Raw genomic sequence first — 16,001 nt, forward strand, 5'->3', positions numbered from 1 at the left:
GCCCGCGCCCTGCGCGACGGAGCCGACGTCGAGGCACGCGACGCACGACGCCGCACCCCGCTGCTGCTCGCCGCGGCGGCGGACCACGTCGAGGTCGCGGAGCTGCTGGTGCACGTCGGCGCCGACCCCGACGCGGTGGACGACCGCTCCGACACGCCGTGGCTGGTCACGGGGGTCACCGGCAGCGTCGCGATGGGGCGCCTGCTGCTCGACGCGGGCGCCGACCTGACCCTGCGCAACCGCTTCGGGGGTCTCTCGCCGATCCCCGCGAGCGAGCGCGGGCACGTCGCGTACGTCCGCTGGGTGACCACGACCGACGTCGACCTCGACCACGTGAACGACCTCGGCTGGACGGCGCTCCTGGAGGCCGTGGTGCTCGGCGACGGCGGCCCCCGCCACCGGGCCGTCGTCCAGGCGCTGCTCGACGCCGGTGCCGACCCGACGATCCGCGACCGGCAGGGGCGCACCGCGCTCCAGCTCGCCGAGGCCCGCGGGCTGAGCGCCATGGCCGCGGTCCTGCGTCGCGGCTGAGAGGTCCGGAACACGTTCCGAGTTCCGGTGACGGGAGCTCTCCGCGCGCCCTAGCGTGCGCTGCATGCCACGGTCGCTCTCGCTACCTGTCCTCCTGACACTCCTGGTGCCGGTCGCGGGCTGCTCGGGCGGTGACACGACAGCCGATATCGAGCAGATGGTCCGGTACGACCTCTGGGACCGTCTGGCCCCACGAGGCACGGAGGTCTCGAGCATCGACGCGTCGTGCGAGCCCCTTCCGTCCTGGGTCGGCGTCGGCGACACCATGCGCTGCGACGCTCGCGTCCACCGGCGGGGCGGGAACGAGTCCGACGTCCCGGTCCGCGTCGAGTTCCGGGTCGACGGCGTGTTCTCGGTGCCGTTGGTCGACGTCGGCTGAGCGCCTCGTCGCGCTGCTCAGTCGAGTGCGCCGACCAGGGTCTCCTGCACGTAGCCGAGCCAGTCGTAGACGTCGACCATCGTGCTCACGGCGGGGTCGTCGCTCTCGGACAGCGCGAGCTGGTCGTCCTCGGAGTCGATGCCGAGGCGGACGGCGATCGAGAGCCGGATGTCGGTCAGGCTGCGCAGCCACGCCTGCACGTCGGCGGGGTCGAGCTCGACCTCCACGACGGTGTCCATCTCCCCCTCGTCGTCGAGGCCGCCGGCCTCGAGCGACGCGATGAGACGCTCGGCGTTCTCGACCTTGACGCTCGTGAGCGAGCGCTCGGTGAAGCGGCGGAACTCGGCCGACTCCTCCTCGTCGTCGCCGTAGGCGTCGGGCAGGAGCCGGCGCAGCACCGGGTCCTCCGGCGGCAGCGACGGGCCACCCATGCCGAGCTGGAGGGCGAGCGGGTCGGGGTCGGACTCGCTGGCACCGTTGCGGTCGCGCAGCAGCTCGACCACCTGTCCGGCCAGGTTGGCCAGCACGTGCGCCTCGTCGGGCTCGAACACGGCCACGACCCCGCCGCGTCGGCGGCGCTTGAAGGGACGCATCAGACGGAGTCCGACTTCTGCAGGGTCGCCCACAGGCCGTACTCGTGCATGGCCTGCACGTGCCGTTCCATCTGCTCGCGACTCCCACTCGACACGACCGCCCGCCCCTCGTGGTGCACCGCCAGCATCAGCTCGGTCGCCTTCTCCTCGGTGTAGCCGAAGTACGTGCGGAACACGTACGACACGTACGACATCAGGTTGACCGGGTCGTTCCAGACGATCGTGACCCACGGGTCCTGGAGCGCGAGGCCGAGCTCGGACGCGGGCTCGTCGAGCTCGATCGGGGCCGGGGTGGTCACGCGTCCCATTGTGTCCCAGGGTCGACGCGGACCGAAACGCGCCCGCGTGGGGGTGCCGCGTCCGAGCGCGGCCCTACGCTGGCGAGGTGACCACGGCACTCCTCACCGACCACTACGAGCTCACGATGCTGCAGGCGGCGCTCGCCGACGGCACCGCGCACCGGCACTCCGTGTTCGAGCTGTTCGCGCGCCGGCTGCCGACCGGTCGGCGCTACGGCGTCGTGGCGGGCACCGGGCGCCTGCTCGACGCCCTCGAGGACTTCCGCTTCGACCCCGACACCGTCGCCTGGCTGCGCGAGCGGGGCGTCGTCGACGACACGACGTGCGACTGGCTCGCCGACTACCGGTTCACCGGCGACGTGTGGGGCTACCCCGAGGGCGAGCTCTACTTCCCCGCGTCGCCGGTGCTCGTCGTCGAGGGGACCTTCGCCGAGGCGGTCGTCCTGGAGACGCTGTTCCTGTCGGTGCTCAACCACGACTCCGCCATCGCGTCGGCCGCTGCCCGCATGGTCGGCGCGGCCGACGGACGGCCCTGCATCGAGATGGGCTCGCGCCGCACCCACGAGCGCGCCGCCGTCGCCGCCGCACGCGCCGCCTACGTGGCCGGGTTCGCCACGACGTCCAACCTCGAGGCCGGGCGCACGCACGGGATCCCGACGGCGGGCACCAGCGCCCACTCGTTCACGCTGCTGCACGACACCGAGCGCGACGCGTTCACGGCGCAGGTGGCATCGCTCGGGACCGGCACCACGCTGCTCGTCGACACCTACGACATCGAGGAGGCGGTCCGCACGGGGATCGACGTCGCCGGACCAGGGCTCGGCGCCGTCCGGATCGACTCCGGCGACCTGCCGTCCCTGGCGCGGCGGGTGCGCGAGCAGCTCGACGGCCTCGGCGCCACGGCGACGCGCATCGTCGTCACCAGCGACCTCGACGAGCACGCCATCGCCGGGCTCGCCGCCGCACCGGTCGACGGCTACGGCGTGGGCACGTCGCTCGTCACCGGGTCCGGCGCCCCCACGTCGGGGTTCGTCTACAAGCTGGTCGCGCGCGCCGACGACGGCGACGCCCTCGTCCCGGTGGCCAAGAAGAGTGCCGACAAGGCCAGCGTCGGCGGCCGCAAGTGGGCCCTGCGACGGCGCTCGGCGACGGGCACGGCGCAGGCCGAGGTGGTCGGCATCGGCGCACCGCCGCACGACGACGGCGACGACCGCTCGCTGCTCGTGCCGTTCGTCGAGGGCGGCACGCGGGTGCACCACGACACGCTCGACGACGCGCGCGCACGCCATGCCGCGGCGATCGCCGAGCTGCCCGCCGCCGCGCACAAGCTCTCCGCCGGTGAGCCCGTGCTCGAGACGATCTTCGAGCGCTGAACCGACCCCACCCCCACCCGTCGGGAGGATCCATGACCACGACCCACGACCCGTCCACCGCGCTCGTCGTCGTCGACGTGCAGAACGACTTCTGCGAGGGCGGCTCGCTCGCCGTCGCCGGAGGCGCCGACCTCGCCCACCGGGTGGCGACGCTGCTCGCGTCCGGCGCCTACACGACCGTCGTCGCCACGCGCGACCACCACGTCGACCCCGGACCGCACTTCTCCAGCACCCCCGACTACGTCGACTCCTGGCCGCCGCACTGCGTCGTCGGCACGCCGGGGGCGGAGCTGCACGAGCCGCTGCGTGACGACCAGTTCGACGCGGTCTTCCTCAAGGGCGAGTACGAGGCGGCCTACTCCGGCTTCGAGGGCCTGACCTCCGACGGGGTGTCGATGGCGGCGTGGCTGCACGAGCGCGGCGTCACGACGCTCGACGTCGTCGGCATCGCCACCGACCACTGCGTGCGGGCCACCGCGCTCGACGGCGCCCGCGAGGGCTTCGCGGTGCGGGTGATCGAGGGGATGACCGCCGCGGTCGACCCGTCGGGGCTGCCTGCGCTGCGCGAGGAGCTGCGCGCGGCGCAGGTCGAGGTCAGGGAGCGCTGACCGCGGACGCCGTGGGCGTCTGCGTGGGCTGGTCCGGGGCCGGCGGGAGCACGAACAGCAGCGCCCCGAGGGCGATCACCGGGATCGAGGCGAGCAGGTCGCGACGGGTGAGCGTGTGCTTCATGGCGCCAGCGTGACCCCGGCAGCGCAACGGCACCGGTCGCCGACGTGAACGTCAGGTGACCGGTGCCGGACGAGCGGCTTAGAGCAGCTCCTTGGCCAGCAGCTCGAGCGTCTCCTCGCGTGCAGGAGAGCGTCGGGGGTCCGCCCCGCGACGGGCCGACCCCACCGGGTGCAGCATGACCTCGTCGACCTCGAAGTGCTCCGCGAGCTCACGCACCTGCCGAGCAGCGGTCTCCGGGTCGCCCAGCACCGGCCGCGTCGTGCCGGCGTCGACCATGGCCTGCTGCTGCGGTGCGAGCACCGCCTCCTGCGCGTCCTCGACGAGGTCGATCGCGGTGAGCGGCTGGCCGGTGCGCAGACGCGCCATGTTCTGCAGGTTCGGCAGCGCCATGGCCAGCGCCTCCTCGGTCGTCGGGGCCACCGAGGCGTTCACCGTGAGGAACGTCGTCGGGCGGTCCAGCAGGTCCGACGGGCGGAAGTGCGAGCGGTAGTGGGCCAGCGCCTCCTCGGTGCCCTGACCCGAGAAGTGGTGCGCGAACACGTACGGGAGCCCCTTGGCCGCGGCCAGCTGCGCGGAGTACATCGACGAGCCCAGCAGCCACAGCCGGGCTGACGACGTCGCGGCCGGCGTCGCCTTCAGCACGTACTGCTGCTGCGGGATCGGCACCCGCACACCGCGACCGTCCATGAGGGCCACGACGTCGTCGAGGTACTGGGGGAAGTTCTCGACGTCGGTGTCGTCGCGGCCGGCAGCACCGCGCAGCGCCCACGACGTGACGGGGTCGGAGCCGGGCGCGCGCCCGATGCCGAGGTCGATCCGGCCCGGGAACGCGGCCTCCAGAAGGGCGAACTGCTCGGCGACGGCGAGCGGCGCGTGGTTCGGGAGCATGACGCCGCCCGAGCCCAGACGGATCCGCTCCGTCGCGCCGGCCAGCACGCCGATCATCACGGGCGGGCTCGACGCCGCGACGGCCGGCATGTTGTGGTGCTCCGCGACCCAGTAGCGCTCGAAGCCCAGCCGGTCGGCGGTCTGGGCGAGCGAGACGGCGGCCGCGACGGCGTCCGCGGTCGACTGGTCGGTGCGGACGGGGACGAGGTCGAGGACGGACAGGCGCATACGGGGGTCAACACCGGCGGGCGACGAACCCTTCCCCGCAGCCGGTGGTGAGGGGGTTGCCGGTCCTGGTGGCGCCGGCCCGTCCGGGCCTCCCCCGGGACGGGGCCCGGACGGACCCCGACGAAGGGTGACGTCACCCCTTCAACCGTCCGGCCGGGTCGAAGGTCACGGCCCCGGTGCGGCGAACCCTAGGCGGTCGAGGCGGTGACGTCGTCGGACCGGCTGCCGGAGGGGAAGGTCCCGAGGCGCTCGACCATGAACCCGCCCGGGTAGCTGCGGATGCGGTGCGAGCGCCGAGGGTCGTACGGACGCCGGCGCGGCGGGAGGAGGCGGACCACCCGGCTGCGGGCACGGATGGCGCGGCGCGCCGCCCGCTGCACCCAGCGCGGGGGCGCCGGGTAGTCGAACGCCCGACGCAGGTGGTCGTCCAGCAGCGCGATCGCGAACGTGCGCATCGCCGGGCGCAGCGGCCGCGGGTAGAACGTCGTGAAGAGGTCGAGCGTGGCGTCGGCGACCGCCCGCGACCCCGGGTCGAACGCGAAGTGCGCCGCCTCGTAGCGGTCCATGTGCCGCTCGAACCCGGCGTAGTCGTCGGGGATCCCGCGGATGCCCATGAGCCGTCCGAGCCGTCGGTAGTATTCGACCGCCGCCCGCAGCTCGGTCTCGGTCAGCCGACGCCATCCCAGCTCGTCGATCCACCGCACCGGCGCCACCACGAAGGTGCACAGGACGTAGAGCATGTCGTCGTTGGAGATGTCGTAGCTGCCATGCATCTGGTTCATGCGCCGGATCGCGGCGCGGCCGTCGGGGTTCTCCATGCCGTCGTCGAGCACGGTCTCGAGCACGATGACGGTGTCGTCGTGCCGCTTCTGGGTGCTGCCCGTGAACTCGTCGGTCCGGTGCAGGAGGCTGCCGATCGACGGCACCGCGTAGGTGCGGAAGAGGGCGAAGCTGAGGGCCTGCTGCAGGTCCCACGGGAACTCGTGGTGCCCCGTGATGCGCGAGATCTCCTCGTAGTCGACGGCCGGGTCGAGGGTCTCGACGTGCCGCACCCAGTGGTCGCGCGGAAGGAGTCCGGGAACGCGCATCACGCGGTCACCTCCTGCGCCGCCTGGGCCCGCAGCTCGCGCTTGAGGATCTTGCCCGCGCCCGACATCGGCAGGGCGTCGACGAGGGTGAACGAGCGGGGCACCTTGTAGCCCGCGATCAGACCGCGGGCGTGGGTCTGCAGCTCGTCGGGGTCCGGGGCCGTGCCCGGCGCTGCAACGACGTAGGCGTGCACCTTCTCGCCGTACCGCTCGTCGGGCAGGCCGATGACCGCCACCTGCGCCACCGACGGGTGCTTGCTGAGCGCGCTCTCGACCTCGGCCGAGTACACGTTCTCCCCGCCCGTGACGATCATGTCCTTGATCCGGTCGACGACGTAGACGAACCCGTCCTCGTCGACGTAGCCGCCGTCGCCCGTGTGCATCCAGCCGCCACGCAGGGCCGCCCGCGTCTCCTCCGGCTTGTTCCAGTAGCCCTGCATGACGTGTCCCCCGCGCACGCAGATCTCCCCCACCGTGCCGGTCGGGACCGGCCGGTCGTCGGCGTCGAGGATCCGTACCTCCGAGTGCAGCGCGGCGCGACCACCCGACGAGAGTCGACGGCCCTCGTGCTCGTCGGGCAGCAGCAGGGTGGCGACCGGTGACAGCTCGGTCATGCCGTAGGCCTGCGTGAGACGTACGCCGGGCAGGGTGGCGAGCGTGCGCTCGAGGACGCCGGTGGAGATGACCGAGCCGCCGTACAGCAGACGCTGCAGCGACGAGAGGTCGTGGTCGCCGACGGCGGGGTGGTCGACGAGGATCTGGATCATCGTCGGCACGAGGAGCATGTCGGTGACGCCGTGCCGCTCGATCGCGTCGAGCACGGCGGTCGGCTCGAAGAACGGCACCGTCACGTGGGTGCCGCCCTGCAGCACCTGCGACGTCCACGCGGCGAGGTCGGCCAGGTGGAACATCGGTGCCGCGTGCAGCAGGACCGAGCCGCGCCGCACGAGCTCGCCGGAGGCCATCGCGCCCATGGCCGACGTGACGAGGTTGGCATGGGAGAGCATGACGCCCTTCGGGAAGCCGGTCGTGCCGCCCGTGTAGAAGATGCCGGCGAGGTCGTCGCCCGAGCGACGCGCGTCGTCGACGGGCTCGTGCGCGGCGAGCAGCTCCTCGTACGACAGCAGGCCCCCGGGGAGCACGCCGTCGCCGCAGTGGACGACCGCCACGAGCGACTCGACCTGATCGGTGAGCGTCGGCACGAGCGGCGCGAACGCGTCGTCGACGAGCAGCACGGTGGTGCCGGAGTCGCGCAGGGAGTAGACGATCTCGGCGGGGCTCCAGCGGATGTTGACGGGGTTCACGACCGCGCCGGCCCACGGGATCGCCAGCAGGTACTCGGCGTAGCGGTCGCTGTTGAGCGACAGGATCGCCACGCGGTCGCCCTCGCGGACCCCGAGATCGTGCAGCGCGGCGGCGAGCCGGGCGACGCGGTCGGCGTGCTCGCGGAAGGTGCGGCGGCGGTCGCCGCAGACGGTGGCGACGGCGTCGGGGCTGGTCTGGACGGCGCGGTGGAGGCCTTGGGTGAGCTGCACATCGACTCCTCGGGACGCGATAGGGCGTGCGCCAGGTCACTCTTGTTGGCGCACCGCCAACAATGGCACTCCGCCGCGGCGTCGTCAACGGGCAGGCGGCGATGGGGCTGCGCGGCGGCGCGGGGTCGTGGCAGGCTTCGGCGGGGGACGACGAGCCCCGACGGTCCCCGCTTCCAGCGCCTCGACGCGGACCGCCGCCGCGCCGAGATCCTCGCGGCCGCCACCGCGGCGTTCGCGGCCCGCCCCTACCCCGCCGTCTCCCTCGCCGACGTCGCGCAGGACGCCGGCGTCGCGCGCGGACTCATCAACCACTACTTCGGCACGAAGCGCGACCTGTACCTCGAGGTCGTCCGCGAGGCGTCGACCGTGCCGTCGGTGGCCGTCGAGGAGCTGCCGGACGGGACGGTCGAGGAGCGCATCGACGCCGCCGTCGCCTGGTACCTCGACGCGCTGCAGGAGTCGGGCACGACGTGGATCGCGGCCGCCGACCCGTTCGTCATGGGCCGCGACCCCGAGCTCGAGGCGATCCTGACCGAGGCCGAGAACACCACCGTCGACCGCGTGCTCGACGCCGTCCACCTCGGCGACGACCCCGCGCACCGCGACCTGCTCCGCGCCCTCGTGCGCACCTACGGCCACCTCGCCCGGTCCGCCGCCCGCGAGTGGCTCCTGCACGACGTCCTCACCCGCCCACAGGTCCACACCCTCCTGCGCCGCACCCTGCTCGCGATCGTCGACGACGTCGTGCCGGAGATGTTGCGAGGCTGATGGCTTCCGCTCTACTCGCCCTGCGGGTGCGTCGGAGTGGGTTCTCGCTCGGCCTGCGGCTGCGTCGGTGCGGCTTCTCGTCGACCTGGGGCTCCGTCGGTGCGGCTTCTCGTCGACCTGCGGCCGCGTCGGCGTGACTTTTCGCTCGAGTGGGGCTGCGCCGGCGCGGCTTGTCGTGAACCTGCGCTCCGCAAGGGCCTCGACCGGGCGGCTGGGCGGGCGGCGGCTCGGGTTCTCGGGGCTGTCGCTCTCGTTCAACGCAAGATTCCGCGTTCGCGCTGGCCATCGGTGGATCTGCAACCTTCTGAGCGGTCTACAGGTGGTAGATCCACCGCTGAGAGCGCCAGACATGGCAGCAGGTGCACCCACGATTCTTCCTTCACGCGTTCGAGGTCGAACGCTTCTGCGTCGGTGACGGGATCCCGTAGCAAACGCAGAAGTCTTGGGCTTGAACCCACCAACGCAGATTCTTAAGTCCCACGCGGGCCACAGCCCGAGTGCCCAACCCAACGCTGCTGCCAGCCGCCCGGTCGAGGCCCTTTCGGAGACCACCCCCAGCGAAAGCCGAGGCAGCGCACCAGCAAGCCCAGCCCCCCTGCGGCAGCGCACCACCCGAGTCAAGACCCACGACGGGAGCGCACCAGCAAGGTCACGCCAACCGCAGCCCCATAGGTCAGAGCACGTCGCGCAGGAACCTCGCCGTCGCGTCGACGGCCTGGGTGGCGGCGGGGCTGACGCCAGGAAGACTGACGAAGCCGTGGAGCGCGTCGGGGAACTCCTGGAGGACGACGTGGACGCCCTGCTCGCCGAGGGTCTCGGCGTAGCGGCGGCCGTTGTCGGAGAGGGGGTCGTGGCCGGCGACGAGGACGAGGGTCGACGGCAGTCCGGCGTGCGACGCGGCGCGGATGGGCGAGGCGCGCCAGTCGAGGGTGCCGTGCTGGTCGCGCAGGTAGAGGCGGACGAAAGCGCGCATGTTCGCCGACGACAGCACGGGCGCGTCGGCGAACTCGTCCTCGCTCGGCCAGCGGTCGTACATCTCGACACCCGGGTAGATGAGGACCTCGGCCTTCAGCCTGGGCGCCCCGGCGTCGCGCGCGAGCAGCGCGGTCGTCGCGGCCAGCCCGCCGCCGGCGCTGTCGCCCATGACGGCCACCCGGTCGGGGTCGACGTCGAGCTCCTCCGCGTGCTCGACGACCCACTGCAGCGCCGCCCACGCGTCGTCGACGGCCGCCGGGAACGGGTCCTCAGGCGCGAGTCGGTAGTCGAAGGAGAGGACCACGGCGCCGGTCCGGGCAGCCACCCGGCTCGCGAACCAGGCCGACTGCTCGGGATTGCCCTGCACCCAGCCGCCGCCGTGCAGGTTCAGCACGACCGGCGGTGCCGAGCCGGGGCTCGCGGCGCCCGTGGGTCGGTGCTGCAGGAAGCGCCGGGCGCGACCGTCGACCTGCACGTGGTGCTCGGTGGTGCGCACCGACGGGTCGGCCGTGCCGAACAGCCAGCGTCCGATCGCGGTGCGCTGCAGCCCGAGGCGCTCGCGACGCGCCTTGTCGAGGTCGTCGACCTCCTCGATGGGCGTGGAGCCGAGACGGACGAGCACGCCGAACACACGGGTCCTGAGAGGAAGCGACATGCGCCCCACGCTAGTGCCGCTCAGCCCGACGCGCGCAGGGCCCACCGGCGCAGCAGGTCGATCCGACGCTGCAGCTGCTCGACGGTGGCCTGCGCCGCAGCCGGCCCTCCGGTCTCGGTGCGCAGCTGCGCGTGGGTGACGCCGTGCGGCTGGCCCGTGCGGTGGTGCCAGGCGCCGACGAGCCCGTTGAGCTCGCGCCGTAGCTCGCTGCGCCGCTCGTGCGCGACGTCCTCCGCGGTGCGGGTGACGGCGCGGGGGGCGGCCGCCGACGCCTTCGACCGCTTGGCGCGCAGCAGCTCGGCCACCTGGTCGGCCTCGAGCAGGCCGGGGATGCCGAGGAAGTCGAGGTCGTCGTCGTCGAGGGAGTCCGAGATCTGCGCGGCGTACTCGCCGCCGTCGAAGAGGACCCGGTCGAAGTCGGCCTCGCTGCCGAGCGCCTGGTAGGTGCCCTGCTCCAGCTCGGCCGACGCCGACTCCCCCGCCTGCGCCCGAGCGAGCATCTCGGCCTCCGCGGCGAACAGGTCGTCCTCGTCCTTCACCGGCCGGCCGACGACGTGGTCGCGCTCGACCTCAAGGTCGGCGGCGAGGGCCAGCAGACCGGCGACGCTGGGCAGGAACACCGACGCGGTCTCGCCGCGACGTCGGGCGCGCACGAAGCGGCCCACGGCCTGCGCGAAGAACAGCGGCGTGGCGATCGTGGTGGCGTAGACGCCGACGGCGAGCCGCGGCACGTCGACCCCCTCGCTCACCATCCGCACGGCGACCATCCACGGCGACATCGACGCGGAGAACTCGGCGATGCGTCCGCTCGCGCCGGCCTCGTCGGACAGCACGACGGTGGGCCGCTCCCCCGTCAGGTCGGTGAGCAGGCGCGCGTAGGCACGGGCGGAGTCCTGGTCGGAGGCGATGACGAGACCACCCGCGTCGGGGATGTCGCGCCGGACCTCCAGGAGCCGTCGGTGCGCGGCCCGCAGCACGGTGGGCATCCACGACCCCTCCGGGTCGAGGGCGGTGCGCAGGGCCTGGGCGGTGGCGTCCTTCGTGAGCGGCTCGCCGAGCCGCGCGGCCACCTCGTCGCCGGCGCGGGTGCGCCAGTGCATCTGGCCGGAGTAGGCCATGAACAGCACGGGCCGCACGACGCCGTCGCGCAGCGCCCGCCCGTAGTTGTAGGAGTAGTCGGCGACGCTCTGCTTGGTTCCGTCGCGCTGCGGCTCGTAGGTGACGAACGGGATGGGGCTGTCGTCGGAGCGGAACGGGGTGCCGGTGAGCGAGAGCCGACGCACCGCGCCCTCGCACGCCTCCTGCACGGCGTCGCCCCACGACAGCGAGTCGCCGGCGTGGTGCACCTCGTCGAGGATCACCAGCGTCTTGCGGGCGTCGATGCGCACGCGGTGGCCGTTCGGGTTCACCGACAGGCCGGCGTAGGTGACGCAGTAGCCGTCGAAGCCCGGGGGCAGCGCGCCCGAGAGCGCCGGCTCGAGCCGGATCCCGAGGCCCGACGCGGCGAGCGCCCACTGCGTCTTGAGGTGGTCGGTCGGGGTGACGACGACGACGCGCTCGACCACACCGCGGTGCATCAGGTCGGCCGCGATCGTCAGGGCGAACGTGGTCTTGCCGGCGCCGGGCGTCGCGACGGTGAGGAAGTCGCGCGGCTCCCTGCGCGAGTACAGCTCGAACGCGTCGCGTTGCCAGGCCCGGAGGCGCTGGCTAGGCATCCGAGCCGGAGCCGCCCTCGTCGCCGGGCTGCATGCCCTCCCAGATCTCCTTGCACTCCGGGCAGACCGGGAAGCGCTGCGGGTCGCGGCTGGGCGTCCAGACCTTGCCGCAGAGCGCGACGCACGGGGTGCCCATGACCATCGCCTCGGTCAGCGTGTCCTTCGGGACGTAGTGGCTGAAGCGCTCGTGGTCACCGTCCTCGAGGCGCTCGTCCCCGCGCAGGTCGGTGCGCTCGTCCTGGACCGTCTGGGTGCCGCTGCCGAAGAATCCCACGTGGCTCATCGTAACGTCTGCAGGCGACCGGTCGAGCGCCCCCGGACCCGGCTGGTGGACGTGCGGCTCAGTTGAGGCCGGGATCCTCGGGATAGGTGGAGAGCAGGCGCACGTCGTCGTCCTGGCGCAGCAGCACGTCGCGCCACAGCCGCTCGGGCACGGGCGACAGCAGGTCGTCGTCGCGTGCCTCGACGACGAGCCACGACCCCTCCTCGAGCTCACCCTCGAGCTGCTCGGGCCCCCACCCGGCGTACCCCGCGAACACGCGCAGGCCGCGCAGCGCGCCGTCCTGCGGCGGCGGCCCGTCGAGGTCGACGAGGCCGAAGGGGCCGGTCATCGACCGCCAGCCCGGCACGGGGACGGCCGACGAGCCGAGCACACCCACCGCCAGGGCGGCGTCGGTGGCGACCGGTCCGCCCTGGAACAGGCAGTCGGGCGCGTCGACCACGGCCGCCCACGCCGGCAGGACGTCCTCGACGTCAGCCTCGAGCGGATGGTTGAGGACCACGCCCAGGGCGCCGTCCTCGTCGTGGTCGAGCAGCAGGACGACGCTGCGCGCGAACGGGCCGGCAGCGATCTCCGGGGTGGCGACGAGGAGTCGACCGGCGAGCGTCTCCATGCCCCCTATGATGCCCGCATGTCAGTGACGGAGGGGCCAGCCGGGCCGGACGACGCCGACGGGGACGTCGAGTTCACCGTCGACGAGCTCGCCGCGCGGGCGAACATGACCGTCCGGAACGTGCGGGCGTACGCGGCGCGAGGACTGATCGAGCCGCCTCGTCTCGAGGGCCGCACCGGCTACTACCACCGCGGACACCTCCAGCGGCTGCAGCTCGTGCGCGACCTGCTCGACCGTGGGTACACGCTGGCGGCCGTCGAGAAGGCGGTGCTGTCGAGCCCGGCGTCGGCCACCGCCCCGGCGCTGGACCTGCTGCACCTGCTCGACGAGCCCTGGAACGACGTCGAGCCCGAGCTGATGAGCCGCGACGCGCTGGCCGCGCTCGCGAACGTCGGCCGCGACGACGGCCTGATCGAGGCCCTGGTCGAGTTCGGGCTGGCGGCCTGGGTCGAGGACGACCACGAGTCGGTGCTGCTGGTGCAGCCGGCGATCGTGCGCAACGGCGCCGCCGCCGTCGCCCTCGGCCTGCCCCCGAAGGACATCATCGAGCTGTTCCCGCTGCTGCAGCGCAACCTGCGCGAGATCGCGGACTCCTTCGTCGAGAACGCCGTGAAGGCGATCGCCCAGCCGTTCCTGAACCGCGGACTGCCGCCCGAGGAGGCGCCGGAGGTCCTCGGGGCCGTCGAGAAGCTCCTGCCCGTGGCGAGCCAGGTCACGTACGCGATGTTCCGCAAGGAGCTGGCCGCGGCCATCGACGCCGAGATCGGCCAGCAGCTCGCCGAGGTGGGCCTGCGCGGTCGCGCCACTCCTGCGGCCACCGACGGCTGACGACGGCCGACCCGCGCGCCCCGCAGGAAGGGGATCACCCCGCCCGCGCCGGGAGGGAGGGAGAAGGCGCGGACGGGGTGACGTCAGGGGGACCGCTCAGGCGGCGAGCGCGTTGCGCAGCCGGGCGATGAAGGCACTCGCCCGACCCTCGCCGTCGCGCGACGGCAGCGTGTCGACCGGTGCGTGGACGGCGCGGTCGCGGGCCTCGGCCACGATCCGCTCGCCCTGGCCGAGGAGGTCGGGGTGCCAGCTGGAGACCCCGGCGGAGACGGCCAGCAGGGCCTGCTCCTTGGCGAAGGCCTTCGCGAGCTCAGGGCGGTCGCGGTGGGCGTCGAGCAGGGCCCGGGCCCCAGGCATGGCGGCAGCGGCGGCGACCCAGGCCTCGACGGCCACCGTCGCCGGGGCGTCGCCCTCGAGCACGGTGCGGTCGAGCTGGCCGCTGAGCCGCTGGTACCAGGCCATCTGGACGTCGAAGAGGAGGGAGAGCTCGTCGCCGAACGCCTCGCGGGCGCCGGGGGTGGCATCGAGCAGCTGGTCGGCGGTGTCCTCGCGGCGGCGGTCGGCCAGCTGCAGGACCTCGCGGAGGGCGGACTTGCGACGGTTGTAGGCATCCCAGGTCATGGAGGTGCTCCTTTCGGGGGACCGTCGTTCGAGGGAACATACCCTCGGTACGTACTTCGAGTATGTTGCGTCTGCGCAGGTCAGGCAACTTGGCGTGCTGTGAGGCTCACCACCACGCGTGCGTAGGATGGGCGCCATGACCAGTCCCGCGAAGGTGCAGAAGAAGGTGCTCCGCGCCGCCCGCAGCACGACCCGCCGGACGGGCTACTCCTCGAGCACCAAGCGCGCGCTCCTGGACAACGCGACGCAGCTGTTCGCCGCGCACGGCTACGCGGGCACGTCGCTCGACGAGGTCGTCGCGGCCGCCCGCGTCACGAAGGGTGCGCTCTACCACCACTTCCCGAGCAAGCTCGCGCTGTTCGAGAGCGTCTTCGACCGGCTGCAGGAGAAGGCCACCCGCGAGATCGAGAAGCGCATCGACGCCGCCGACGACCCGTGGGAGCGCGCCCAGATCGGCCTCGAGGGCTTCCTCGAGGTGTGCCGGGAGCCGCAGTTCCGCCGCATCTGCCTGCAGGAGGGGCCGGTCGCGCTCGGGCACGAGCGCTGGGCCGTCGCCGAGCGGGCCGCCTCCTACGGCATCGTCAAGCGCACGGTCGACGCACTGCTCGACGACCTCGGCGGGGCGAACGAGCTGAGCGAGGCCTACGCCGCCATCTTCTTCGGCGCCATCCGCTCGAGCTCGGAGTACGTCGCCGACGCCGACGACGCGGAGCAGGCCTCGGCCGAGGTGCTCGCCTCGATCAGCGGCATCCTCGCGGGCATGCGACTGCTGCCGTCGCTCACCGACCCGCACGCCGAGGCCTGACTCCTCCCGGTCGGCCTCTCGATCAGCCCCTCCCGGTCACCGCAGGGAGAGCGCGCCCGCGCCCTGCGGGACGAGCTCGATCCACGTCTTGCCGGGGTCGATGGTGAGCGGCTTGCCGTCCTTCGTCGTGAACGACAGCGTCGAGCGGTTCACCTTCTTGCGCCACGTGGTCTCGACCGCCCCGTCGGCGGTCAGGACCACGGCACGACCGGAGCCCTTCATCCGCGTCTCGGGCACGGGGTTGCCCGCGGGGTCGAGGTAGCCGGCGTCGCCGACCTTGGCGAACATCACGACGAGGGTGTCGGCGCGGAACTCGCGGGAGGCGTGGCCGTTCGTGCGCACCCAGTGGCCCCTCGAGAGCTTCCACTGCGTCGTGGAGGAGCCCGAGAAGCGCACCGAGGCCCGCGTGACCCGACGCGGCTTCGTCCCGGCCGACGACGAGGCCGACGGCGACGCCTCGGTACCACTGGCGGGCGTCCAGTCGAGGTAGGGGCCCGGGATGTCGCTGGCCTTGGCCCGCTTGAGCCGCTGCAGGTCCACGAGCCGGTTGTAGGGGCGCACCTTGGCGGGGTCGCTGCTGAACCCCGGTGCGCCCTCGTCCTCGGAGAACACCTTGAGACCAGCCTTCTTGACCAGGCCGTACGTGCCGGACGCGCCGCCCGAGGCGACGATCTGCCCGCCGACCGGCGAGGCGATGCCGATGTCGGTCGCGCGCATGGACCGCACGTGGCCGACCTTGCGCGGCAGCGTCGAGTAGTACAGCGCCGCGAGGCGGGTCAGGCCGCCCTCGACGAGCTCCTCGACGACGAGGTCGGCCTGGTCGAGCCCGACCTGCGGCGCGCCCGCGTCGGTGTTCTCGATCTTGACGAGGAACACCGGGTTCTCCGGCCGACCGTCGCGCAGGACCTCGCCGGTGAGCGGTGACGTCTCGACGATGGTCCCGCCGGCACCCTTCGACGGCTCGGGAGTCGCCTCCGTGTCCTGGCCCGAGGAGCACCCGGAGAGCACGAGCCCGAGGGCCAGGGCGGGGGCGACGACAGGGGCCAGGACGGCGAGGCGGTGCTTCGTCATGACCTCCACCTTGCCTGACGCGCG

General features: G+C 73.0%; 19 protein-coding genes. 7 read left to right on the forward strand and 12 right to left on the reverse strand.

Annotated elements, in window-relative coordinates:
* Nucleotides 1-531, forward strand: a 531-nt coding sequence (locus A6Q79_RS03625; RefSeq protein WP_369037985.1) for an ankyrin repeat domain-containing protein, incomplete at its 5' end; no start/stop codon positions are given.
* 64 nt (nucleotides 532-595) lie between these two features.
* Nucleotides 596-910 (forward strand): hypothetical protein, encoded by a 315-nt coding sequence (locus A6Q79_RS03630; protein ID WP_286689621.1) that lies wholly within the window; start codon nucleotides 596-598, stop codon nucleotides 908-910.
* 17 nt (nucleotides 911-927) lie between these two features.
* Here the strand turns inward: A6Q79_RS03630 and A6Q79_RS03635 are convergent, their stop codons facing one another.
* Both A6Q79_RS03635 and clpS read right to left on the reverse strand, forming a co-directional pair.
* Complete coding sequence (locus A6Q79_RS03635; RefSeq protein ID WP_286689622.1) at nucleotides 928-1,503, reverse strand: DUF2017 domain-containing protein; 576 nt, start codon at nucleotides 1,501-1,503, stop codon at nucleotides 928-930.
* Entirely contained in the window at nucleotides 1,503-1,811 is a 309-nt protein-coding gene (gene clpS / locus A6Q79_RS03640) for an ATP-dependent Clp protease adapter ClpS (RefSeq protein ID WP_253025611.1), read from the reverse strand. The genes A6Q79_RS03635 and clpS overlap by 1 nt, the downstream gene beginning before the upstream one ends.
* 77 nt (nucleotides 1,812-1,888) lie before the next feature.
* Here clpS and A6Q79_RS03645 point away from each other — a divergent pair, with 77 nt between their 5' ends.
* Together A6Q79_RS03645 and A6Q79_RS03650 are read left to right on the forward strand one after the other, a co-directional pair.
* Complete coding sequence (locus A6Q79_RS03645; protein WP_286689623.1) at nucleotides 1,889-3,175, forward strand: nicotinate phosphoribosyltransferase; 1,287 nt, start codon at nucleotides 1,889-1,891, stop codon at nucleotides 3,173-3,175.
* A 32-nt stretch (nucleotides 3,176-3,207) separates the two neighbouring features.
* Nucleotides 3,208-3,783: an isochorismatase family protein gene (locus A6Q79_RS03650; protein WP_067855684.1), complete on the forward strand. Its 576-nt coding sequence runs from the start codon at nucleotides 3,208-3,210 to the stop codon at nucleotides 3,781-3,783.
* Here A6Q79_RS03650 and A6Q79_RS03655 read toward each other — a convergent pair.
* The 4 genes from A6Q79_RS03655 to A6Q79_RS03670 all read right to left on the reverse strand — a co-directional run bounded on the left by A6Q79_RS03655 (nucleotide 3,770) and on the right by A6Q79_RS03670 (nucleotide 7,646).
* A complete protein-coding gene (locus tag A6Q79_RS03655) occupies nucleotides 3,770-3,907 on the reverse strand; it encodes a hypothetical protein (RefSeq protein ID WP_158509182.1) in 138 nt (45 codons plus the stop codon). The two genes, A6Q79_RS03650 and A6Q79_RS03655, sit on opposite strands and share 14 nt — an antisense overlap.
* 78 nt (nucleotides 3,908-3,985) lie before the next feature.
* On the reverse strand, nucleotides 3,986-5,023 hold the full coding sequence (locus tag A6Q79_RS03660; protein ID WP_067855682.1) for an LLM class flavin-dependent oxidoreductase: 1,038 nt from the start codon (nucleotides 5,021-5,023) through the stop codon (nucleotides 3,986-3,988).
* Nucleotides 5,024-5,211: 188 nt separating this feature from the next.
* Nucleotides 5,212-6,111 (reverse strand): oxygenase MpaB family protein, encoded by a 900-nt coding sequence (locus A6Q79_RS03665; protein WP_286689624.1) that lies wholly within the window; start codon nucleotides 6,109-6,111, stop codon nucleotides 5,212-5,214.
* Nucleotides 6,111-7,646 (reverse strand): long-chain fatty acid--CoA ligase, encoded by a 1,536-nt coding sequence (locus A6Q79_RS03670; RefSeq protein ID WP_286689625.1) that lies wholly within the window; start codon nucleotides 7,644-7,646, stop codon nucleotides 6,111-6,113. The genes A6Q79_RS03665 and A6Q79_RS03670 overlap by 1 nt, the downstream gene beginning before the upstream one ends.
* 42 nt (nucleotides 7,647-7,688) lie before the next feature.
* Between A6Q79_RS03670 and A6Q79_RS03675 the strand changes: the two genes are divergently transcribed.
* The gene (locus A6Q79_RS03675) at nucleotides 7,689-8,414 is read left to right on the forward strand and encodes a TetR/AcrR family transcriptional regulator (protein WP_317696370.1); all 726 of its coding nucleotides are present in this window, start codon (nucleotides 7,689-7,691) and stop codon (nucleotides 8,412-8,414) included.
* Nucleotides 8,415-9,087: 673 nt separating this feature from the next.
* Here A6Q79_RS03675 and A6Q79_RS03680 read toward each other — a convergent pair.
* The 4 genes from A6Q79_RS03680 to A6Q79_RS03695 are packed head-to-tail and all read right to left on the reverse strand — an operon-like array spanning nucleotide 9,088 to nucleotide 12,652.
* Complete coding sequence (locus A6Q79_RS03680; RefSeq protein ID WP_286689627.1) at nucleotides 9,088-10,044, reverse strand: alpha/beta hydrolase; 957 nt, start codon at nucleotides 10,042-10,044, stop codon at nucleotides 9,088-9,090.
* 20 nt (nucleotides 10,045-10,064) lie between these two features.
* Nucleotides 10,065-11,759, reverse strand: a complete 1,695-nt coding sequence (locus A6Q79_RS03685) for a DEAD/DEAH box helicase (RefSeq protein ID WP_067855672.1) — start codon at nucleotides 11,757-11,759, stop codon at nucleotides 10,065-10,067.
* Nucleotides 11,752-12,042, reverse strand: coding sequence for a DUF3039 domain-containing protein (locus tag A6Q79_RS03690; RefSeq protein WP_067855668.1), 291 nt, complete (start codon nucleotides 12,040-12,042; stop codon nucleotides 11,752-11,754). The genes A6Q79_RS03685 and A6Q79_RS03690 overlap by 8 nt, the downstream gene beginning before the upstream one ends.
* Nucleotides 12,043-12,100: 58 nt before the next feature.
* Nucleotides 12,101-12,652 (reverse strand): YqgE/AlgH family protein, encoded by a 552-nt coding sequence (locus A6Q79_RS03695; RefSeq protein ID WP_067855665.1) that lies wholly within the window; start codon nucleotides 12,650-12,652, stop codon nucleotides 12,101-12,103.
* Nucleotides 12,653-12,670: 18 nt separating this feature from the next.
* Here A6Q79_RS03695 and A6Q79_RS03700 point away from each other — a divergent pair, with 18 nt between their 5' ends.
* Nucleotides 12,671-13,480: a MerR family transcriptional regulator gene (locus tag A6Q79_RS03700; RefSeq protein ID WP_083516282.1), complete on the forward strand. Its 810-nt coding sequence runs from the start codon at nucleotides 12,671-12,673 to the stop codon at nucleotides 13,478-13,480.
* Nucleotides 13,481-13,576: 96 nt separating this feature from the next.
* Here the strand turns inward: A6Q79_RS03700 and A6Q79_RS03705 are convergent, their stop codons facing one another.
* On the reverse strand, nucleotides 13,577-14,101 hold the full coding sequence (locus tag A6Q79_RS03705; RefSeq protein WP_067855659.1) for a hypothetical protein: 525 nt from the start codon (nucleotides 14,099-14,101) through the stop codon (nucleotides 13,577-13,579).
* A 136-nt stretch (nucleotides 14,102-14,237) separates the two neighbouring features.
* Between A6Q79_RS03705 and A6Q79_RS03710 the strand changes: the two genes are divergently transcribed.
* Entirely contained in the window at nucleotides 14,238-14,906 is a 669-nt protein-coding gene (locus tag A6Q79_RS03710) for a TetR/AcrR family transcriptional regulator (protein ID WP_067855657.1), read from the forward strand.
* Nucleotides 14,907-14,942: 36 nt separating this feature from the next.
* Here A6Q79_RS03710 and A6Q79_RS03715 read toward each other — a convergent pair whose 3' ends face one another.
* On the reverse strand, nucleotides 14,943-15,977 hold the full coding sequence (locus A6Q79_RS03715) for a DUF3048 domain-containing protein (protein WP_286689628.1): 1,035 nt from the start codon (nucleotides 15,975-15,977) through the stop codon (nucleotides 14,943-14,945).
* Nucleotides 15,978-16,001: the final 24 nt, after the last annotated feature.

The sequence above is a fragment of the Aeromicrobium sp. REDSEA-S32_B7 genome, assembly GCF_001626145.1.
Taxonomy (GTDB): domain Bacteria; phylum Actinomycetota; class Actinomycetes; order Propionibacteriales; family Nocardioidaceae; genus Aeromicrobium; species Aeromicrobium erythreum.